This window comes from Streptomyces agglomeratus (assembly GCF_001746415.1).
Classification (GTDB): Bacteria; Actinomycetota; Actinomycetes; order Streptomycetales; family Streptomycetaceae; genus Streptomyces; species Streptomyces agglomeratus.
The window spans coordinates 3,182,861-3,203,937 of record NZ_MEHJ01000001.1; the positions used below are offsets into that span (position 1 = coordinate 3,182,861).

The following is a 21,077-nucleotide window of genomic DNA, read 5'->3' on the forward strand; positions in this document are numbered from 1 at the left end:
TCAGCTGCCTCCGAGCCGGAACAGGGAAGCGGCGGTGCGCGTGAGGATGCACACGTCCTGCCAGAGCGACCAGGTCTCGATGTAGTGGTTGTCGAAGCGGGCCCGGTCCTCGATCGAGGTGTCGCCGCGCAGTCCGTTGACCTGGGCCAGGCCGGTGATGCCCACGGGCATCCGGTGGCGGGCCTGGTAGCCGGGGTAGGTGTGGCTGAACTTCGTGACGAAGTACGGGCGTTCCGGGCGGGGGCCCACCAGGCTCATGTCGCCGCGCAGGACGTTCCAGAGCTGCGGGAGTTCGTCGAGTGACGTGCGGCGGAGGATGTTGCCCGTCGCGCTCATGCGGCGGTCCATGGCCACGCTCCAGCGGGTGGCCGACTCGTGTTCGTCGGCCGGGCGGAGCGTACGGAACTTCAGGAGCGTGAACGGGCGCCCGTCGCGGCCGACGCGCTCCTGACGGAAGATCACGCCGGGGCCGTCGGAGAGACGTACGGCCAGGGCGCACACGGCCATGACCGGTGCGGCCACGAGGAGGGCCACGGCGGCGACGAGGGCGTCCATCGCCCGTTTGGCCGCGCGGGACAGTGGTCTGCCGGGGGTTGTGGGCAGGGGGCGTACGGCGAATCCCCAGAGGTGGTCCGGGTCCCGGGCTTCCTGCGGGGTGCCGGCGGGGGTGCGGCCGTCCACCTGCCACAGGCGGCAGTCGTGCTGGGAGAGCAGAGCGACGAGTTCGGCCGTGCCGGGGGTCTGTTCGGACGGGTGGGTGAAGACGGCGTGGCGTACGGAGTTCTGGATGACCGCCCGGCTCACGTCCTCGCGGGTCGCCAGTACCGGCAGCTTGTCCTGGCCGTCCGTGGGTGAGGTGTGGGTCTCGTCGACCCTGCCGACCGGGCGCAGTCCGTACTCCGCTCTGGCTTGCAGCGCCGCCGTCACCTGGTGGGCGACCGGGCCGCGGCCCACGATCAGGGCCGACTGCGGGCGGCGGACGGCCGTGCGGCGGCGGGTCCGGTAGACGAGGGCGCGGCCGGTGCAGCCGAGGAGTGTCTGCGCGGCGACGGCGAGCGCCAGGACACTCCAGGTCACGGCGTGGCGCGGGGCGTACGCCGCGAGGGCCTCGGCCGTGGCGTACCACTGGACCAGGGCGAGGAGGAGGAGCGTGGGGAGCTCCGAGAGCGCGGAGGGGGACAGGCGCGGGCGGTAGAGGCCGTGGTGGGTGTGCAGCGCGAGCGTGAGTGCCAGGAGGGGGGCGAGGACCGTGGCCGGCCACGGCATCAGGGCCAGCGGGAGGGCCACCGCGAGTGTGTCGGCGGCGAGGAGTCCCGCGACGGGGCCGCGCCGGCGGATGCTCCGTGGGGCGAGGGGGACGGGGCGGCGGCCGGTGGCGCTGCGGGGTGGGTGAACCGTGAGCGGTACGGCCGTGGCCTGGGCGGTGTGGGGCGCGAATGCACTCTCCGTTGTCATCGCTCGGTGCGCTTCCTCGTCAGGGGTCGGTGCGTGCTGAGAAGTTCCCGATAGAGACCGGAGACGGCCGCGGCGGTCTTCCGTACGTCGCGGGCCGCCCTGGTGTGGGTCTGGGCCGCGCGGCCGAGCAAGTCGCGCAGTGCGGGGTCGCCCAGCAGCGTCGTGAGCGCCGCGCCGAGCGCCGCCGGGTCCTCCGGCGGGACGAGGCAGTGCGCTTCCTGGCCCGGTGGCAGGCTTTCTGCGGCGCCGCTGACGTCGGTCAGCACCACGGGTCTACCGGAGGCCATGGCCTCCAGGGGGGCGAGGGCCATCCCCTCCCAGCGGGAGGGCAGTACGACGACGTCGGCCGCGTGGAGCCACGGGCGGACGTCCCGGCCGGCGCCCGCGAACAGCACGCCCCGAGGGGCCTGGGCCGTCAGCCGGTCGCGGTCCGGGCCGTCGCCCACCAGGACCAGCCGGGCGCCGGGCACGGCCACCCGGGGCCAGGCCCGCAGCAGTACGTCCTGGCCCTTCTGGCGGCACAGGCGGCCCACGCAGACCGCCAGAGGGGTGCCGGCGGGCAGCCCGGAGAGCAGGGGGAGGGCGGCGCGGGCGGCGGCGCGGCTCTCGCCCCCGCCGGGTCGGAAGTGGCGCAGGTCGACACCGTTGCGGATCACCGACCAGCGGGCGGCGATGCCGGCCGCCTCGCCCGTTCTGCGCTCGCTCTCGCTGACGCACAGCGTCCTGGCCGTCCAACGGCTCCCGTACCGCTCCCAGGTGAGGGCCAGCGCGGCTTCCCGGCCCCGTACGGCTTCGAACGACCACGCGTGGGGCTGGAAGACCGTCGGCACCCGGCCGCGTACCGCGAGCCGGCCCGCCAGCCCGGCCTTCGCACTGTGGGCGTGTACGACGTGCGGGCGGCTCTGCCGGATCAGCCCGGCGGCGCTCATGACCTCACCGGGCAATGTGGCACCGGGAGCCCGTACGGCCCGCCAGGTGTGGACGCGCGCTCCGGCGGCGGCGGCCTCCGCGGCCAGCGTGCCGCCCGGTGGGCAGGCCACAACGGTGCGCAGACCTTCGTTCGTCTGCGCTCTGACGAGATCCGTGACAACGCGTGCGACTCCCCCGTCCACCGGCTGAACCAGGTGAAAAACCGTCAGTTGTCCCTGCTCCGTCCAACTTCGTTGCAGCAAGTGCGGCTCTCTTCGTCCGTGGGCTAGAACTGACCGAGAAAGCAACGCGGATTCCGGCCTTGAAACAAAGCGACAAAAGCAGGAGTGAACTTTGTCAAATGCCGGTGAGAAAATCGCGCTTGAACTCGCCTGTTCCGCCATTTGGAGCCCTGGAGCGGTACCGCATTCACCCGTTGATGACATGCGTCAATGAGGGTTGTCCGCCTTTGCGGAAACAGCCCATCGGGTGATCGCGTCGAAAGGAGTAAACGGCCGGCGCAAACGCCCGCTGCCGTCAGGCGACGTCGGTGAGCCCGACCAGACGCAGCAGTGCCAGCAGGTCGTGGCGGGCGCCGTGCAGCCGCATGCGGCAGCCGGCCCGGCGGGCGGTGAGCCGCAGGCGGGCGAGCGCGTCGACGGCGGTGAGGTCCGGATCGGTCAGCCCGGCGACGTCACAGATCACTTCGGTGACGAAGGTGCCCTCCAGCCGGCCGGCCAGTTCGGCGCACAGGCGGGTGACATCGGCCGGGGTCACCCGGCCGACGACGACGAGAACGGTCGGCATAGCGGCATCCACGTGAGGGAGACCCGCGCCACGGCCGTAACTCATCGGTGGCCGCGTCTTCAGGACGGTGCCACGGAAGGCGGTGGAGACCTTGCCCGACGGGACCGAGACCAAACTCGGCATCTGGTACAGCAACACCAAGACCGGGCGAGACCGGCTCACGGTGGAGCAGCTCGGGCGTGCTGCGGGAGCTAGGCATGGCCCGCGAGAGCGCCTGAAGGACGGGGTGCAAGGCTTGAAGCGCACTGGATGACGGAAGATCCCTCGACCGCGATCGCCGCCTACTGCGAGCGCATCGGCACAGCCGAGGAGACCCTCCGGTCATATCTGCAGACCAGGCAGCAGCACAGCCGGGCGAGCGGACCCAGTGAATCGGATCGGCAGGAGCTCGCCGGCATCCTGGGCGATCCACTTCCCACTCCGACGACCTTGAGGCGCAGCTGCGCTTCTCGTGGGGTCAGGTATATGCCGACGAGGCCCTGAAGCCCGAGGACGAACCGCAGACGCTGTTCACCGAGGCGTGCCTGCACGGGCTGCGGGCCAAGCTGTGCGACGACGTCGACTCCCTGGACAGCTACCTCTCGCCGCCCATGGCGGCGATGGCGCGCAGGGTCGCCGAGGCCCTCGAGGTGCCCCAGCCGGCCACGACCTGACGTCACGGCTCACGGCGTTGTGGGCGGCGCGGCTCCAACCGTCGTGCTCCTGAGGGTGCGGACTGACAGACGCAGTGACCACCGCCCACGGCCGGCTGGGCACCGGCCACGGGCAGCCGGGGGAGCAGTCGCCAATTGGCGACCATCGCGGGTGGAGCCGGATTGCTGCGCAGCGGCCGACCGCCGAACCCCCACCTGTCCGTTGAAGCCGAGGTGGTGGGGTCGCGGCCGCCGGGCCGGCGTCCGTTGGGACCGGGAAGGCCCGCTTCCAGTTTTGCCTTCTCATGTGGGGTGGGCGGGTCGGCGCCCCCAGCCCGGTCCGGCGTGCCGGAACACGCCTGGGGGCCGACCGCCAACCACTGCGGCCGGCCCCCAGTGGCCTGTTCTGCTCCACTCCCCCGCGTGTGCCCGCATATAGCGGTCCCTAACGGCGGCGGGCAGGCTGGCTCATCGGGTCGCCTCGCCACTGAGAAGATACGGGCTGCTGCCCGAGGTGCCGGTATGAGGCAGGCGCAGAGCACGAGGATGTCCCGGCCCCTCTTCTCACCCTGTCACCGCAGGTGCGACCGAGATTCTTATTTGGCGGACGAGCGCAGTAGTTGGCGGATCTTGCTTCCGTAACGCTGGTTGTGGTCAGTTCCGCAGATCGGGCCCTGTCGCCACGCAGGTGGTGATGCACCGTACGATCCGGCAGCGGCGGCATCTGAAACTGACCGACGACTAGATCCATCTCGAGCGCGCGGCGTGGGAGGCGATCCAGGCCGGCGCTCTGACCGTGAAAACCGCGCTCGCGGTCCACACCACGGTCGTCGAGCACGCCCAGGCCACGGGGCAGACATCGATGTCGAACTGGCCCTCAAGCACTTCGTACGGCACCCGGAACCCTGATCACCATGCCTGCTCGCGGCACGTGCACGTGAACCGGCGCGAGAGGGCCGTGTCCCCCCGCTGGCTGGATAGCGGGGGACACGGTCGTTTATTTGGCGAGGCAGGCTACTTCTTCGGGCAGGTCACCGTTCCTATGACGATGCCGCTGAAGGCGCCGGTCATCATCCCTACAGCAACCCCGGGGGGACCGCCAAGGAGGCCCGAGATGCCTCCGCTGACGATGCTGGTGCCGATCTTCGCGGCCATGCACTTGTCGTACGCGTCGCTGTCCTGGGAGGCGCTGAAGGTCGCCGCTGCCATCGTCCGGGTGCTCTTCTTGGCGGAGGTATAACCGGCGGGAGTGCCGTCGCCCAGGGAGAAGGTCGGGGGCGACATGGTTCCAGTGATGGTGTCGCCGGGTACGCCTTCGATGGTCTGAGTGACGGTGGTGCCTTCCACCGCGAGAGCGGCCTTGTGGATGACGCCGTTGGTGTCGGTGACGGCGCCGGGCATGACCGTCGCAATGGTCGCACCGTCCGCGTCACTGACCCTGACGCCGCCCTGTACGGCGGTCAGCTTGCCGCCTGCGGGCACGTCCATGACGGCGGACGCGGTCTTCGCGATGACGGTGGGCTTGACGTCGTCGCTGGTGGAGCCACTGCCGGGAGGGTTCGCGTTCGTACGGGCGACGTACATCGTCGTGCCGGCCGTGGACTTGATGACCGGGACCGTGACGGTCGCGTCGGTCGTCCATGGCTGGTTGTCGGTGTTGAACGTCCAGGTGCCGGTGACCTTCTTGCCGACGGCGGCGAAGTCGACCCAGGCGTAACTCTTGGGAGGGACGGTCACGGAGATGCCGTTGATCGTCGACTCGTCCGAGGTGTACGTCTGCGTCGCGGTCAGCTGGTTGCTGATCATGGCCTGGACAGGGGTGGAGACTCCGACTGAGGTCGACAGGCCAGCTGAGAACGACTGGGCCCAGCCGGAGTGATAGATCGTGGTGAAGATCTGGGTCATCGTGGTACTGGTGTCGTTGAACCAGACCGAAGAAGCGGGACGCCTGGGCAGTACCTCGGGCTGGCCTTCGGAGCTCTGCTTCCACGAGCAGGTGGAGATCTTCTTGGAACACAGGTCGCTGTAGTAGTCCAGGGCGAGGCTTCTGGCTTCGGCTGCCTTGTACTCGGGCAGCGTCCACTGCTGGCTCGCGCTGCCGTTGCAGACGTTGGGCTGGGCCAGGATGCCCCACAGGTGGAGGCCGCCACGGTTGTCCATGCAAGACTCAGTGCCCGTTTCCGCACGGCGGATGATGCCGAAGGTGTTCGGCTTGCCGTCGACGGGGCGGAAGTGCCACTGCTGACCGTCCTGGCCGCACGACCTCTGAGTGGCGGGCTGGGTCGCGTAGATGCACTTCCCGGAGGACGTGCTGGCGATGTTGAACTGGCCGGGACTGCTGAGCTTTATGAGCCGCCACTGCTTGTAGTTCATCCCGTCGGGGGTGACAGAGATCTGATTGCCGTCGTTGTTTCCAGTGGAGTTGAGGGTGCCGTGGGGGTTGGTGAAGGTGTACGCCTCGTCCGCCGCCGCGCCGGCCGGGGCAGCGGCGGCCGGGGCAGCGGCGAGGACCGGCGCGAACAGCCCCAGAGCAACAGCGGGCGCGAGGAGAAGTCTCGCGGTTTTTCTTCTGATTGTTTTCATCGTCGCTCCTTGAGCTTCGGCTGTGCCGCTTCATGGGCCCGCAGCGGTGTGTGCTGCGGGCCGGACATCTGGAAGCTAGGCGCTCAAGGTGCAGGTCAGACAGGTCAAGCAACCGGCCATTACTGGCCGGTCACCAGCGCGCAGCCAAATTGCCAGGTTGTGACCGGCGGGAGACCAAGGTCTCCGATGCGTCAGCGCCTGCGGGAACCCTTCAGTGCGGTCCGGAGGCAGCACCGCAGCCCTGGGGAGAAAGGGCGGCACCTCACCGTGCGGGCCCGGACGCTCTACGAGCCGGACCCTCCACGGCTTTTCGCCGGGGGTCCCGCTCGGGTGAGATCAGCGGCAATGGCACCACTCCCCAGCGTCAACGGGGCTCTGCAAGGCCCTCGAAGACCTCGCCAGACACGTGGTCGCCACCATTGATCACACACCGTGACTACGACGGATATGGGCCCGTCAACTATCGCCCTCAAGATCCGCCAATCAGCTCCCTCCGCCAGCAAACGACGTGCACCGAAGGGGGCAACACCCGCCAACTAGGATCCTCGGTCGCAGCAGGTCCGGGGCAGCAGGGCTCGGTGTTGCAGCGGGTGCTGGGGCGGCCGGCTACCGGCGGCGCGGGCTGGTGACCCGGGCCTCCGCCAGGACGGTGCCGGTCGCCGGGTCGCGGGAACGTACAGGCCCCAGTCGGCGTCACCGGCCGTGAGCCACTGGCCGACCCAGGCGTCGGTGGTCTCCAGCTCGATCCCGGCGAGCGGGCCACCCAGGAGTCGGACGATCACAGGGGTACCTCCATCCAGCGGGACTCTCCCGCCTCACCCCTTGGTGGGACTCAGCACCGAAGGACAGCACCGGGGCGCCGGCGGCTTCCGTCCCGGCTCCGCCGCCGGGCTGACGGCGGCGAGGTGCGGCGGCCCCGGCCGACGCGCAACCGGCTGAGCACGCCCCGGCCCCCGGCCGCGGCCGTGCCGCCCATCCCGCCCGTCCCTTTCTCCTTCACTCCAGCCAGGGGACATGGGCGAAAGCGGCCGTAACGGGGATGTCAGCGGTCCGGCCACGGCGAAACCGCGTGGTGACCTGCGTGGACACGGGGACAGCGCTCCGGGTCGCGCAACAGCAGGCGCAACCCCAGTCGCAACAGGTAGGCGCAACCCCAGTCGCAACCCCGTGCTCCTGGTCGAGCCCACCCGCGCAGCAGCGCCCTGTCGGACGAAGTCGCCGCCGGGGCCAAGGCCGTCGTCCCGCACTTCGCCCAAGCCGCACGGCCCCCGTACAGCGGTCCGCATGCGGCACGACCAACGGACCCGGGACTACGTCGCCAGACGCACCACCGAGGGCATGTCCACCAAGGACATCATGCGGTGCCTCAAGAGGTTCGTCGCCCGCGCCGCTGCCCGGACGACGCCGCCGCGTGGGCGAACGAGAACGGGGCCGGTGGAATCCACCGGCCCCGCCCACTCGCGCCCGTCGTTACGCGATGCGGCCCAGCACGATCGGGTTCGGGGTGAACTCGGTGCCCTCGGGGGACGTGAAGACCCCGCCGTTCAGCGCTTCCAGGGCGTACTCGAACTTCTCCGGGGTGTCCGTGTGCAGGGTCATCAGACGCTGCCCGGCGGTGACCCTGTCCCCCGGCTTGGCGTGGAGCTCGATGCCCGCGCCCGCCTGGACCTGGTCCTCCTTGCGCGCGCGGCCGGCGCCGAGGCGCCAGGCGGCGACGCCCACGGCGTACGCGTCCAGGGTGGTGAGGACGCCGGACTCCGACGCGTGGACGACGTGCTGCTCCCGGGCGACCGGCAGGGCCGCGTCCGGGTCGCCGCCCTGGGCCGCGATCATGCGGCGCCAGACGTCCATCGCGGAGCCGTCGGCGAGGGCCTTGGCCGGGTCGGCGTCCTTCAGGCCCGCTGCGTCGAGCATCTCGCGGGCGAGCGCGAGGGTGAGTTCGACGACGTCGGACGGGCCGCCGCCCGCCAGGACCTCGACCGACTCGCGGACCTCCAGGGCGTTGCCCGCAGTCAGGCCGAGAGGGGTCGACATGTCGGTGAGCAGCGCGACCGTGCGCACGCCGTGGTCGGTGCCGAGGCCCACCATGGTCGAGGCCAGTTCGCGGGCGTCCTCGATGTTCTTCATGAAGGCGCCAGAGCCGACCTTCACGTCCAGGACGAGCGAGCCCGTACCCTCGGCGATCTTCTTGGACATGATGGAGGAGGCGATCAGCGGGATCGCCTCGACCGTGCCGGTGACGTCGCGCAGCGCGTACAGCTTCTTGTCCGCCGGGGCCAGCCCGTCGCCCGCCGCGCAGATGACGGCGCCGGTGGAGTCGAGGACGTCGAGCATCTCCTCGTTGGAGAGCAGGGCACGCCAGCCGGGGATGGACTCCAGCTTGTCGAGCGTGCCGCCGGTGTGGCCGAGGCCCCGGCCGGAGAGCTGGGGCACGGCCGCGCCGCAGGCGGCGACGATCGGCGCGAGCGGCAACGTGATCTTGTCGCCGACGCCGCCGGTGGAGTGCTTGTCGGCGGTGGGGCGGGAGAGCTGGGCGAAGTTCATCCGCTCGCCCGAGTTAATCATCGCGGCGGTCCAGCGGGCGATCTCGACCCGGTTCATGCCGTTGAGCAGGATCGCCATCGCGAGGGCGGACATCTGCTCGTCGGCGACCTCACCGCGCGTGTAGGCGTCGATGACCCAGTCGATCTGCTCGGGGCTCAGTTCGCCCTTGTCGCGCTTGGTCCGGATGACGGAGATGACGTCCATGCAGTTTCAGGTTCCTTCCGGGGTGCCTGGCGCCAGGTGCTGGGGGCCGAAGGCGTCGGGGAGCATGTCGGCGAGGGTACGGATACCCGCCGACGTGTCGAGCAGCAGCGCGGGGCCGCCGAATTCGTACAGCAGCTGCCGGCAGCGGCCGCAGGGCATGAGGATGTCGCCCCGGCCGTCGACGCAGGTGAAGTGCGTCAGGCGGCCGCCGCCGGTGGCGTTGAGCTGCGAGACGAGGCCGCACTCGGCGCACAGGGAGAGGCCGTACGAGGCGTTCTCCACGTTGCAGCCGGTGACCGTGCGGCCGTCGTCGACGAGGGCCGCGGCGCCGACCGGGAAGCCCGAGTAGGGGGCGTACGCGTGGGACATCGCCTCGCGCGCCGCCTTGCGCAGGGCTTCCCAGTCGGCCGGTGCCGCGGCGTCCGTCACTTGCCCTGGCCCTTCCGGTACGGCATGCCGTTCGCCTTCGGCATGCGCAGCCGTTGCGCGGAGAGCGCCAGGACGAGCAGCGTGGTGACGTACGGCGCCGCGTCCACGAACTGGCTCGGGACCTCGTCGGTGAACGAGTACCAGACGAAGAGCAGCACCGCGGCCACGGCGGAGATCGCCGCGGGCAGGTACTTCTTCTTGTACAGCTGCCAGAAGACGACGAGCATCAGCAGGATCGCCAGCAGGAGCAGCATCGCGTGGACGTTCTCGGCGCCGCCGCGCAGCTTGAGGCTGTCGGTGAAGCCGAAGAGGCCCGCGCCGAGCGCCATTCCGCCCGGCATCCAGTTGCCGAAGATCATCGCTGCGAGACCGATGTAGCCGCGGCCGCCGGTCTGGCCCTCCTGGTAGATGCCGGTCGCGACGATGGCCAGGAAGGCGCCCGCGAGGCCGGCGAGGCCGCCGGAGACGACCACGGCGATGTACTTGTACTTGTAGACGTTGACACCGAGGGACTCGGCCGCCACCGGGTTCTCACCGCAGGACCGCAGCCGCAGGCCGAACGCCGTGTGCCACAGGACCCAGATGGTGGCCGGGATCAGCAGCAGCGCGACGATCGTCAGCAGCGAGAGGTTGGTGACCAGACCGCCGAGGACTCCGGCGAGGTCGGAGACGAAGAACCAGTGTTTGCCCTGGATGTCGCGCAACCAGTCGGAGAGCCCCGGAATGGTGATCTTGGTGATCTCGTCGATGCGCGGTGACTGCTTCGAGGAGCCGCCCGGGGCCTCGTCGAACGTGAAGTTCGACAGGTAGCGGGTGACGCCGACGGCGAGGATGTTGATGGCCACACCGGAGACGATGTGGTTCACGCCGAAGGTGACCGTGATGATCGCGTGCAGCAGACCGCCGAGCGCGCCGCCGAGGATGCCGAGGGCGACACCGGACCACGGGCCCCACTGGTAACCGGCGTACGCGCCGAACCAGGTGCCCAGGATCATCATGCCTTCGAGGCCGATGTTGACGACGCCCGCGCGCTCGGCCCACAGGCCGCCGAGACCGGCGAGGCCGATCGGGATGGCGAGCTGGAGCGCGCCGGATACCTGGCCGACGGAGGTCAAGTCGTCGGCGCCGCTGATGAGGCGGACCAGCGAGACCAGCGCCAGCGCGCCCGCGATGATCAGCAGGATGACGGGTACGGACAGCTTGCGGCGGGCGCTCTTCTTGGGCGCCGCGCTCACGGCGGAGACAGTGCTGGTACTCATTACGCCGCCACCTCCTCACGGTTCTTGCGGGCGGCTGCGGCGAGCTCCTCGCCCACCTTCTGCTGCTGGCGGCGGAGCCCGTAGCGGCGGACGAGTTCGTAACTGACGACGACCGCGATCACGATGAGCCCCTGCATGATCGTGGCGATCTCCTTCTCGTACCCGTACTGGTCGAGAGAGGCGGACGCCTTGTCCAGGAACGCGATCAGCAGCGCGCTGAAGAAGATGCCGACCGGGTTGTTGCGGCCGAGCAGGGCGATGGTGATGCCCGTGAAGCCGATTCCGGTCGGGAAGCTGAGGCTGTACGTGTGGGTGTCGCCGAGCAGCGTCGGCATACCGGCCAGGCCGGCCACACCGCCGGAGATCAGCATCGCGGTGAGGATCATCTTCTTGGCGTCGACACCGGAGGCCGCGGCGGCGCTCTCGCTGGCGCCGGTGGCGCGCAGGTCGAAGCCGAAGCGGGTGCGGTTGAGGACGAACCAATAGACGATGCCGAGCGCGAAGGCGACGAAGGTGAAGCCGTAGATCTCGCCGCCGTCGCCCATGTCGACGCTCGGGAACCAGCCGGACTCCGCGATCTCACCCGTGGTGAGGTCGTTGGAGCCCTCCAGCTGGACACCGAAGTTGTCGGTGAGGATCAGCCAGGCGATCAGGCTGGTGGCGATGGCGTTGAGCATGATCGTCGAGACGACCTCGCTCACCCCGCGCAGGGTCTTGAGGACACCGGCGATACCGGCCCAGAAGGCGCCGGTCAGCATGGCGACGAGCACGATCAGCGCGATGTGCAGCGGGCCGGGCAGCTCGACGGCCGCGCCGACGAGCGCCGCCATCATCGCTGCGAGCCGGTACTGGCCGTCGACGCCGATGTTGAACAGGTTCATGCGGAAGCCGACGGCGACGGCGAGCGCCGCCAGGTAGTACGTGCCGGCCTGGTTCAGGATGAGCACCTGGATGTCGGCGTACTGCGCGCTCTCGACCATCAGCTTGTACGGCTCGAACGGGTCGCGGCCCGAGGCGAGCAGCACCACCGAGGTGAGTGCGACGGCGACGACCAGCGCGAGCACCGGGCCGGCGAGGCCCAGGATCAGCCGGTCCTTGTCGAATTTCTTCATCAGGCCTCGTCCTCCGGGGCGTGCTCCAGATGACCGCTGGCGGCGCCGGTCATGGCCGAGCCCAGCTCCTCCGGGGTGATGGTGGCCGGGTCGGCGTCCGCGACCAGGCGGCCGCGGTACATGACCCGCAGGGTGTCGGAGAGCCCGATGAGCTCGTCCAGGTCGGCGGAGATCAGCAGTACGGCCAGTCCCTCGCGGCGCGCCTCGCGGATCTGGTCCCAGATCTGCGCCTGCGCGCCGACGTCCACACCGCGCGTGGGGTGCGCGGCGATGAGCAGCTTGGGAGCGTGGCTCATCTCGCGGCCGACGATCAGCTTCTGCTGGTTGCCGCCGGACAGGGAGGCCGCCGTGACCTCGATGCCGGGCGTACGGACGTCGTACTCGCGCACGATCCGCTCGGTGTCGGTCCGGGCCGCCTTCAGGTCGAGCAGCCCGCGCTTGGAGTTGGGCTCCTCGGTGACGTGGCCGAGGATGCGGTTCTCCCACAGCGGCGCTTCGAGCAGCAGGCCGTGGCGGTGGCGGTCCTCGGGGATGTAACCGATGCCGCTCTCGCGGCGCTTGCGGGTCGGCGCGTGCGAGATGTCGGTGTCGTCGAGGGTGACGACGCCGCCGTCAGGATTGCGCAGGCCCATGATCGCCTCGACCAGTTCCGCCTGGCCGTTGCCCTCGACACCCGCGATGCCGAGGACCTCGCCCTTGTGGATGGTCAGGGTGATACCGGCGAGCACCTCGCGTACGGCGCCGTCGGGGTCCGTGGCGTTCAGCTGGAGGTTCTCGATGCGGAGCATCGGCACGTCGGTGACCGTCGACTCGCGGGTCTCGGGCGACGGCAGTTCGCTGCCGACCATCAGCTCGGCGAGCTGCTTGGGGGTGGTGTTCGCCGGGTCGGCGGTGCCCACGGTCGTGCCGCGCCTGATGACGGTGATGTCGTCGGCGACCGACAGGACCTCGCCCAGCTTGTGCGAGATGAAGATGACCGTCAGGCCCTCGGACTTGAGCTCGCGGAGGTTGGCGAAGAGCGCGTCGACCTCCTGCGGGACGAGCACGGCGGTCGGCTCGTCGAGGATGAGGATGCGGGCGCCGCGGTAGAGGACCTTGATGATCTCCACGCGCTGGCGGTCGGCGACACCGAGGTTCTCGACCAGGGCGTCGGGGCGCACGTTCAGTCCGTACGCCTCCGAGATCTCCTTGATCTTGTTACGGGCCTTGCTGCCGATGCCGTACAGCTTCTCGCCGCCGAGAACCACGTTCTCCAGGACGGTGAGGTTGTCGGCGAGCATGAAGTGCTGGTGCACCATGCCGATGCCGCGGGCGATGGCGTCGGCGGGGCTGTGGAAAGTGGCCTGCTCGCCGTCGATGGTGATGGTGCCCTCGTCCGGCTTCTGCATGCCGTAGAGGATCTTCATCAGGGTCGACTTGCCGGCACCGTTCTCACCGACGAGGGCGTGCACGGTGCCCTTGCGGATGGTGATGTCGATGTCGTGGTTGGCGACGACGCCGGGGAAGCGCTTGGTGATGCCGTGCAGTTCTACGGCGGGGGGCGGGCTGGACGCGTTGATGACGCACTCTCCTTGGCGGAAAGGAGCGGGAGGGCGGGCGGGCAGGGGAAGGAGGGCAGGGCGCGGCGAAACTATCGTGCCGCCGGAGCGTCTACGCGCGTAGCGCTGCCGAATGACGAAAAGAGCTGGCCCGGACGTGGCCCGGGGGCCGGGGAGGCGACGTACAGCGCCTCCCCGGTCCCCCGGGGTCACACGTCGTGGCCGGAGGCCCTACGGCGCGGTCTTGACCTTGATCTTGCCCGCGATGATGTCGGCCTTCGCCTTTTCGACGGCGGCGATGAGGTCCGTCATCTTCTGGTACTCGGGGTTGGAGTCGGAGAGGCCGACGCCGTCCTTGTCGAGGCCGTAGCGGACCTCACCGCTCTGCGGCTTGCCGTCCTTGACCGACTTGATCAGGTTGTAGACCGCGTCGGAGACGTCCTTGGTGACGGACGTCAGGATCTTGGCCTTGTACTTGGCCAGACCCTCCTGGTTGTACTGGTCCGAGTCGACGCCGATGGCCCACTTGCCGTCCGTGGCGGCCGCCTCGATCGAGCCGGAGCCCGCGAGACCCGCGGCGTGGTAGATCACGTCGGCGCCCTTGTCGAGCTGGCCCTGGGCGGCGGCCTTGCCGAGGTCGGGCTTGGAGAAGCCGTCGAAGTTCGGCGGCTGCGTCAGGTACTGCGTGCGCACCTGGACCTTGGGGTTGGTGTCCTTGACGCCCTGGGCGAAGCCCGCCTCGAACTTCTTGATCAGCGGGACCTCGACACCACCGATGAAGCCGACCTTGTTGGTCTTGGTGGCCTTGGCGGCGGCGACGCCGGCGAGGTAGGAGCCCTGCTCCTCGTTGAACACCATGTTGGCGATGTTCTTACCGGTCACCGAGGTGTCGTCGATGATGCCGAAGGTGGTCTTCGGGAACTTCGGCGCGACCTTCTTTATGGCCGGGGCGTAGGCGAAGCCGACACCGATCACCGGGTTGTTGCCGGCGCGGGCCAGTCCGGTGAGGCGCTGGACCTTGTCGGCGTCCGACTCGCCCTCGTTGGGCTCCTGGTCGTTGCCCTTGATGTCCAGGTCCTTCTCGGCCTTCGCCAGACCGGCGTACGCCGCGTCGTTGAAGGACTGGTCGCCACGGCCGCCGATGTCGTACGCGATGGCGGCGCTGGCTTCCTTGGAGTCGGAACCGGAGTCCGACGTCTTGCCACACGCGGTGGCGGAGAGTGCGAGAGCTGTGGACGCGATTGCCACAGTGGCAAGCCTGGTTACGCGGCGCAAGGGAGGGCTCCTTCGACCTGACCGAAGCGCCTCTGCCGGCGCTGGTTTCGCGGCGATCGTAACGCGCGTAGATGCCGGATAAGCGACCGTACGACAGCTGTTATCGGATCGTCGTGAACGGAAGGCGGCGTGGCTGATTACGAACGGTGTCCGTCGAGGAGCGCGGCGGCTGTGAAGAGTTCGACTCCGGCCTCGATCGCGGCCTCGTCCACGTCGAAATCACCACGATGCAGGTCCCGCCGGGCCGTGTCGCCAGGCGTGCGCACACCGAGACGGGCCATCGCGCCGGGAACCTGCTCCAGGTACCAGGAGAAGTCCTCGCCGCCCAGGCTCTGCTCGGTGTCCTCGATCGCGTGCAGTCCGCGCCTGGCGGCCATGGCGTCGGTGAGCAGCTCGGTGACGGCGTGCTCGTTCACGACGGGCGGGACGCCGCGGACGTAGTTGATCTCCGACTTGGCGCCGTGCAGCGTCGCGATCTCGTCGATCGCGGCGTGGATCAGATCCGGTGCCTCGTGCCAGGCGTCGAGGTCCAGGCAGCGGACGGTGCCGGCCAGTTCGGCGCGCTGCGGGATGACGTTGCAGGCGTGCCCGGACTCGATGCGGCCCCAGGTGACGGCCAGCCCGGCGCGCGCGTCGACGCGGCGGGCGACCAGCGCGGGGACGTCGGTGGCGACCCTGGCGACGGCCGTGACCAGGTCGGTGGTGAGGTGCGGGCGGGCGGTGTGGCCGCCGGGGCCGTCCAGCGAGACCTCCAGCCGGTCGCAGGCCGAGGTGATCGGGCCCGTACGCAGGCCGATGCGGCCGGCGTCGACCTTGGGGTCGCAGTGGACGGCGATGATCTTGCCCACGCCGTTGAGGCCGCCTGCCTCGATCACGCCGAGCGCGCCGCCGGGCATCATCTCCTCGGCGGGCTGGAAGATCAGCCGCACCGGCTGCGGCAGCAGGCCCTGGCGGTCCAGCTCGGCGAGGACCAGACCGGCGCCGAGCACCACCGTGGTGTGCACGTCGTGGCCGCAGGCGTGCGCGCGGTCCGGGACGGTGGAGCGGTACGGAACGCCCGTCTTGGTGTCCGGGATGGGCAGCGCGTCGATGTCGGCGCGGAGGGCCAGGATCGGTCGTACGGCGTCCCGGCCCGCCGGGGCCGTCCCGATGTCGCAGATGAGTCCGGTGCCGGTGGGCAGCACGCGCGGCGCGAGGCCGGCCTTCTCCAGGCGGGCCTTGATCGCGGCGGTGGTGCGGAATTCCTGGTTCCCGAGCTCCGGGTGCATGTGCAGGTCACGCCGGAAGGCGATCAGCTCGAGACGCAGGGTCTCGGGCAGCGTGCCGGGGAGCTGGACCATACCCGGCAGCGCTGCTTCTTCGGACTCGCAGATCAGCTGGCTCATCTCTGAAAGAGTAGGCGCCTTTGGGGGGTAACTAACCAGCGATCTACAAAACTTCAGCCGCATAGGGGAAAGAAATGCCGCTGAGCGATGTGTGGACCGACTGCCGGGCGGGTAAGCTCCGCCGCTCCCGTGCCCGCGCCGACCAGGCGTTTTTCCCGTCCGGCGGGTCCGGCTCCGGCCCCCTCCTTCCGCGATGGGGGCCTTTGATCGCGTGGGCAAGGTCACATATGTGGCGAACTAGACATTCAGCCCAGCGCGGGCAGTCGCTGGACGTCCCGCGCCGTGGTCGTGACGCCCGCCAGGAAACCCTGGGCCCGGGGTGAGGCCGTGTCCCTCAGCCACAGCGGGTCCACGTCGCAAACGGCGACCCGCACGCCCGTACCGGCCAGGGCGAGCGGGAGCGTGTGGACCACCGTCGACGGGAAGCTCAGGATCAGCCGGCCGATGGGCCCGCGCCGGGCGATGAGCTCCAGCGGCAGGTCGGGGCGGACGATCTCCAGACCCGTCTCGACGGCCAGCCGGTGCAGCTTGTCGGCGCTCTCGCGGCGGTGGGCGAAGTAGCGGGTGGCCCCGTGGGCGCGGGCCAGCGCGGTGACCGCCTCGACGTACCGGTCGGGGTCCACGACGCCGGTCTCCACCAGCGACGTACCGACGAGGTCGGCGCCGCGCGATACGCGGGGCGGGCCGAAGCGGGCCCGCGTCCAGCCGAAGTCGTTGGCCGTGACGGTGACCCCGGGGGCCTCCTCCACGGGCATCGAGGTGAAGACCTCGACCGTGCGGGCGCGGGACGGGGTGAGGCGGCGGCGCGCGACCGCCGAGACCGGCCCGAAGACGAGGTCGCGCGGCCCCCGGCGGCCGCCGCGCCGGTGCCAGCGCACCAGCCGCTCGCCGCCGGTGAGCTGGGCGATGAACTCCATGGTGGCCGTGCCGTCGTCGACGACGACCAGCTCACGGGCGCGGGTGATCGTCAGCAGCAGCTGTACGTACCGCGAGAACGGGTCGCCGATCACCACCCGCCGCGCCCGGCGCAGGGCGGACGCCAGCCCGCCGATGGTCTGGAACGGCGCCCCCGCCCCGCCCCGGGCCTCCTCCCACCGCACCCGCATGCCTTCGTGGCGCGCGAGTTCCGCCATGCGCCGCAGCTGGCCGCGGGTCATGGGATCGGTGGGCGACAGGACGACGACCGTGAGGTCGTGCGGCCGGTTCCGGGCCTCGGAGCCCGCCTCGGTGCCTGCCGTCGCGTGGGCCCACTCCAGGACGTTCAGGAGCTGGACCGGGCTCTCGACGAAGGCGAGAGTGGAGGCGTCGGTGGCGGGGGTGCCGTTCACGGCGATGTGGACCGTTCGTCCGTCAGACCGCGACGGGCTCACGGTCGGCGCCCTCGGCGACGACGCCCGCGACGCGGCGCAGCTTCTTCATCGGGCCGAGCTCGGACTCGTACACCTTCTTGACGCCGTCACCGAGGGACGCCTCGATGGTGCGGATGTCGCGGACGAGGCGGGTCAGGCCGCCGGGCTCGACGGAAGCGGCCTGGTCGGAGCCCCACATGGCGCGGTCGAGGGTGATGTGGCGCTCGACGAACGCGGCGCCGAGGGCGACGGCGGCGAGCGTCGTCTGGAGGCCGGTCTCGTGGCCGCTGTAGCCGATCGGGACGTTCGGGTACTCGGCCTGGAGGGTGTTGATCACCCGCAGGTTGAGCTCCTCGGCCTTCGCCGGGTACGTCGACGTGGCGTGGCAGAGCAGGATGTTGTCGCTGCCCAGCACCTCCACGGCGTGGCGGATCTGGCGCGGCGTCGACATGCCGGTGGAGAGGATGACGGTGCGGCCGGTGGCGCGCAGCGAGCGCAGCAGCTCGTCGTCCGTGAGTGACGCGGAGGCGACCTTGTGGGCCGGGACGTCGAACTTCTCCAGGAAGGCGACGGCCTCGGTGTCCCACGGGGAGGCGAACCAGTCGATGCCGCGCTTCTTGCAGTACTCGTCGATGGCGCGGTACTCGTCCTCGCCGAACTCCACGCGGTGGCGGTAGTCGATGTACGTCATCCGGCCCCACGGGGTGTCGCGCTCGATGTCCCACTGGTCGCGCGGGGTGCAGATCTCCGGGGTGCGCTTCTGGAACTTGACCGCGTCGCAGCCGGCGTCGGCGGCGGCGTCGATGAGCGCGAAGGCGTTCTCGATGTCGCCGTTGTGGTTGATCCCGATCTCGCCGGTCACGTAGACGGGGTGGCCGGGGCCCGCGGTCTTGGAACCGAGGGTACGGAGGCGCGAGTTGGTGCTCATGTGGTTCTTTTCCTTACGGGGGAGGTGAGTTACGGGGCGGGGGTGAGGGTGGGGATGTGGCTCGGGGTGGAGTCGGGCGTGGAACTCGGCGCGGAGCTCGTGGTGTGGGTGAGGGACGGGCCGAGGATCCAGGTGGCGATCTCGCGGATCGCGCCCTCCCCGCCCGGGACGGCCGTGACGGCACGCGCGGCGCCACGGACGGTGTCGTGGGCGTTGGCGACCGCCACCGGCCAGCCCACGAGGGCCAGGCAGGACAGGTCGTTGACGTCGTTGCCGGCGTAGAGCACCCGCTCGGGCGCGACGCCCTGCTCCTCGCACCACTGCTTGAGGGCGAGGTCCTTGCGGTCGACGCCGTGGAGCACGGGGATGCGCAGCTTGCGGGCCCGTGCGGCGACGACCGCGTTCTGTTCCGTGGACAGGATCAGCAGCTTGAGCCCCGCCCTGCGCAGGGCCGCGATGCCGAGCCCGTCACCGCGGTGCACGGCGACGAGTTCGCGTCCTTCGGAGTCGATCAGCACCCGGTCGTCGGTCTGGGTGCCGTCGAAGTCGATGACGACCGCGTCGACGTCGTCGCGGGTCGGAAGGGCGCCCGCCGCCTCCCTGGAGTCCAGGAGGGGCGCCAGCGCGCGGGCGCGGGCGAGCTCGTGGTGGTCGTCGATCTCCAGGACACGGGCCGGGTCCGTGACGACGAGCGCCGTGCGCCCGAAGAAGCGGTGTCCGGCCCCGCGGAACCCCGCGGCGTCCATGGCGTACGCCGCGCCCGTCTCCAGGAAATCCTGCGGACGGTCCTGGCGGCGGGGGCGGAAGCTCTTGTCGTGGTTGACCCCGGCGGCGGCCCCCGCGGCGTCCTCGCGCCAGACGAAGCCGTGGAACGGGGCCACCGTGTGGGCCGTGTCCGCGCCGTCCTCGACGACCGCCGCGCAGACGCCGTCGACGTCCTCGCTGGTCAGGAACGGGCTCGTGCACTGCACCAGCAGCACCACGTCCACCGGCGCGCCGTGCGTCGCCTCGTGGGCGTCCATGGCGTGCAGTACGGCCGCCTCGCTGGTCGCCGTGTCGCCCGCGATACCGGCCGGGCGCTGCACCACTTCGGCGCCCGCGCCCCGCGCCGCCGCCGCGATGGCGGGGTCGTCCGTCGAGACCACGACGTGCGTGACACGGCCGGCCCCCAGGCACGCCCGGACGGCGCGTGCCACAAGCGGCACACCCGCGACGGGGGCGAGGTTCTTCGCCGGTACGCCCTTGGACCCGCCGCGGGCGGGGATCACGGCGAGGACGCGCCGTCGTACACCATCGGTCTGCTGCGGCCGGCTGCTCATAGTTCTCCCATGCGGCGGATGACGGGTGCCACGCGCTGCACCCCGTGGCGGTAGGCCCCGCGCGCCGCCTCCCGTACGGCGTCGCGCAGGACGCGGCGTACGCCGGTGACGTCGGTGGTTGTCCGCGTGCCGTCGAGGCGGTGGCGGGCGAGGATGCCGGGGAGGTAGCCCGGCGCGGTGGCGGAGGTGTAGTAGGGGGCGACCGGCGGGAGGCCGGGGCGCCCCAGGAGTGCGGTGACGCGCTTGCGCACGGCGTCGAAGGCGGTGTCGTACGAGCCGTCGGCCGCCACTCCCTGACGCGCCAGCCACTCCTCGTCGGCCGGCGGCCGGTGCCCCGCGTCGAGCTGGTCCCAGGAGGCGAGGCAGCCGGAGCCGAGGAAGTGGTGGTTGCCGAGGACCTCGCGCACGCCCAGGTCGGTGAGGACGGCGGTCGGGATGCGGCGGTGCAGGGACTCCAGGGCGGCGGTCGAACTGACCGTCACGAGGAGGTCGGTACGGTCCAGGACCTCGCCCATGTGCCCGTACACGAGCCGGAAGTTGGGCGGCGGGCCGCCCTCGATGCGGGCCGCGAGCTTCTGGTAGGGCAGTTCCTCGATGTGCGTGGTGTGCTCGCCCGGCTTGCTGCGGAGCTTGAGCAGCACCTCGCGGCCGGGGTGCAGCCGGGCGTGCTGGACGAGGCGGCGCAGCAGGTAGGCGCGGTCGGCGCGGGACTGCGGGACGGAGGGCTGGGCGGCGAACACGACGGTACGGGTGTCCGTGCCGGTGTAGCCGTCGCCGCCGAGGAACGGCAGCGCGGCCTCCGTCACGGCCGAGGCGTCGGCGCCCACCCCCTCGTACACCGCGCGGAAGCGTTCCGCGTCGTGGCGGGAGTTGGCGATGACGATGTCGGCGCCGTGGCGCAGCAGCAGCCCGTCGGCCAGCTTCTCGTAGACGACGCCGACGTAACCGGTGCCGATGACGGGCCGGCGCTCGGTGGTGCGCCACAGCGGCGCGAGGCCGTGCAGCATCGCCTGTACGGCGCCGCCCACGAGGGCGAGCAGGACGACGTCGTACGGCTCGTGCTCGATCTCCCCGATGAACTCGGCGGCGGTCACCTCGCGCACACCGTCCACCGGCACGCCGACCTCGGCGAGCTGGCGGGGTGTGGGGGTGGCCCGGCCGCGCAGCAGGAAACCGTCGATCCGGGCTTCCGGCGCGATACGGCGGGCAGTGAGGGCGCCCCATTTCCATCGCGTATCGGAATCGGCGATCACGGCGATCCGCAGGGTTTTGCTGGTACTTGCTGGCACATCGACGAAACTAGGGAGCCATTCCGATTGACGGCCCAACTCAGCCGCAACAAACGGTTA

Annotated in this window: 16 protein-coding genes; all 16 read right to left on the reverse strand. The window is 70.5% G+C overall.

All coding sequences use genetic code 11. From position 1 onward, the window contains the following. On the reverse strand, nt 1–1,455 hold the full coding sequence (locus tag AS594_RS13475; RefSeq protein ID WP_069932920.1) for an exopolysaccharide biosynthesis polyprenyl glycosylphosphotransferase: 1,455 nt from the start codon (nt 1,453–1,455) through the stop codon (nt 1–3). Continuing rightward, nucleotides 1,452–2,627: a glycosyltransferase family 4 protein gene (locus AS594_RS13480; protein ID WP_069935108.1), complete on the reverse strand. Its 1,176-nt coding sequence runs from the start codon at nt 2,625–2,627 to the stop codon at nt 1,452–1,454. Before AS594_RS13480 ends, AS594_RS13475 begins: the two co-directional genes overlap by 4 nt. A 274-nt stretch (nt 2,628–2,901) precedes the next feature. Next, on the reverse strand, nt 2,902–3,171 hold the full coding sequence (locus tag AS594_RS13485; RefSeq protein WP_240509003.1) for an STAS domain-containing protein: 270 nt from the start codon (nt 3,169–3,171) through the stop codon (nt 2,902–2,904). Between the two features lie 1,646 nt (nt 3,172–4,817). Next, nucleotides 4,818–6,386: an RICIN domain-containing protein gene (locus AS594_RS13495; protein ID WP_069927276.1), complete on the reverse strand. Its 1,569-nt coding sequence runs from the start codon at nt 6,384–6,386 to the stop codon at nt 4,818–4,820. A 536-nt stretch (nt 6,387–6,922) separates the two neighbouring features. Beyond that, nucleotides 6,923–7,168, reverse strand: coding sequence for a hypothetical protein (locus AS594_RS44645; RefSeq protein ID WP_167367940.1), 246 nt, complete (start codon nt 7,166–7,168; stop codon nt 6,923–6,925). 688 nt (nt 7,169–7,856) lie between these two features. Beyond that, nucleotides 7,857–9,134, reverse strand: coding sequence for a thymidine phosphorylase (locus tag AS594_RS13500; RefSeq protein ID WP_069927277.1), 1,278 nt, complete (start codon nt 9,132–9,134; stop codon nt 7,857–7,859). Between the two features lie 6 nt (nt 9,135–9,140). Then, nucleotides 9,141–9,563 (reverse strand): cytidine deaminase, encoded by a 423-nt coding sequence (locus tag AS594_RS13505; protein ID WP_069927278.1) that lies wholly within the window; start codon nt 9,561–9,563, stop codon nt 9,141–9,143. Then, nucleotides 9,560–10,822, reverse strand: a complete 1,263-nt coding sequence (locus AS594_RS45400) for an ABC transporter permease (RefSeq protein WP_069927279.1) — start codon at nt 10,820–10,822, stop codon at nt 9,560–9,562. Before AS594_RS45400 ends, AS594_RS13505 begins: the two co-directional genes overlap by 4 nt. Continuing rightward, nucleotides 10,822–11,934, reverse strand: a complete 1,113-nt coding sequence (locus AS594_RS13515; protein WP_069927280.1) for an ABC transporter permease — start codon at nt 11,932–11,934, stop codon at nt 10,822–10,824. Before AS594_RS13515 ends, AS594_RS45400 begins: the two co-directional genes overlap by 1 nt. Beyond that, nucleotides 11,934–13,460 carry an ABC transporter ATP-binding protein gene (locus AS594_RS13520; RefSeq protein WP_069930499.1) on the reverse strand — a complete coding sequence of 509 codons (1,527 nt, stop codon included), beginning with the start codon at nt 13,458–13,460 and terminating at the stop codon, nt 11,934–11,936. The genes AS594_RS13515 and AS594_RS13520 overlap by 1 nt, the downstream gene beginning before the upstream one ends. Before the next feature lie 243 nt (nt 13,461–13,703). Then, entirely contained in the window at nt 13,704–14,747 is a 1,044-nt protein-coding gene (locus AS594_RS13525) for a BMP family lipoprotein (protein WP_069932917.1), read from the reverse strand. A gap of 137 nt (nt 14,748–14,884) precedes the next feature. After that, the gene (locus AS594_RS13530) at nt 14,885–16,132 is read right to left on the reverse strand and encodes an amidohydrolase (protein WP_069927282.1); all 1,248 of its coding nucleotides are present in this window, start codon (nt 16,130–16,132) and stop codon (nt 14,885–14,887) included. A gap of 245 nt (nt 16,133–16,377) precedes the next feature. After that, nucleotides 16,378–17,460 (reverse strand): hypothetical protein, encoded by a 1,083-nt coding sequence (locus AS594_RS13535; RefSeq protein ID WP_107357935.1) that lies wholly within the window; start codon nt 17,458–17,460, stop codon nt 16,378–16,380. Between the two features lie 22 nt (nt 17,461–17,482). Next, complete coding sequence (locus AS594_RS13540; RefSeq protein WP_069927283.1) at nt 17,483–18,409, reverse strand: N-acetylneuraminate synthase family protein; 927 nt, start codon at nt 18,407–18,409, stop codon at nt 17,483–17,485. 29 nt (nt 18,410–18,438) lie between these two features. After that, nucleotides 18,439–19,728, reverse strand: coding sequence for an acylneuraminate cytidylyltransferase (locus AS594_RS13545; RefSeq protein ID WP_069927284.1), 1,290 nt, complete (start codon nt 19,726–19,728; stop codon nt 18,439–18,441). After that, the gene (locus AS594_RS13550; RefSeq protein ID WP_079144629.1) at nt 19,725–21,017 is read right to left on the reverse strand and encodes a DUF6716 putative glycosyltransferase; all 1,293 of its coding nucleotides are present in this window, start codon (nt 21,015–21,017) and stop codon (nt 19,725–19,727) included. The genes AS594_RS13545 and AS594_RS13550 overlap by 4 nt, the downstream gene beginning before the upstream one ends. Nucleotides 21,018–21,077: the final 60 nt, after the last annotated feature.

Excerpts from the sequence above, each read along its gene's own strand:
- AS594_RS13475 (WP_069932920.1), bottom strand. The coding sequence starts at position 1,455 with ATGACAACGGAGAGTGCATTCGCGCCCCACACCGCCCAGGCCACGGCC.
- AS594_RS13485 (WP_240509003.1), bottom strand. The coding sequence starts at position 3,171 with ATGCCGACCGTTCTCGTCGTCGTCGGCCGGGTGACCCCGGCCGATGTC.
- AS594_RS13495 (WP_069927276.1), bottom strand. The coding sequence starts at position 6,386 with ATGAAAACAATCAGAAGAAAAACCGCGAGACTTCTCCTCGCGCCCGCT.
- AS594_RS13500 (WP_069927277.1), bottom strand. The coding sequence starts at position 9,134 with ATGGACGTCATCTCCGTCATCCGGACCAAGCGCGACAAGGGCGAACTG.
- AS594_RS45400 (WP_069927279.1), bottom strand. The coding sequence starts at position 10,822 with ATGAGTACCAGCACTGTCTCCGCCGTGAGCGCGGCGCCCAAGAAGAGC.
- AS594_RS13515 (WP_069927280.1), bottom strand. The coding sequence starts at position 11,934 with ATGAAGAAATTCGACAAGGACCGGCTGATCCTGGGCCTCGCCGGCCCG.
- AS594_RS13530 (WP_069927282.1), bottom strand. The coding sequence starts at position 16,132 with ATGAGCCAGCTGATCTGCGAGTCCGAAGAAGCAGCGCTGCCGGGTATG.
- AS594_RS13540 (WP_069927283.1), bottom strand. The coding sequence starts at position 18,409 with ATGAGCACCAACTCGCGCCTCCGTACCCTCGGTTCCAAGACCGCGGGC.
- AS594_RS13545 (WP_069927284.1), bottom strand. The coding sequence starts at position 19,728 with ATGAGCAGCCGGCCGCAGCAGACCGATGGTGTACGACGGCGCGTCCTC.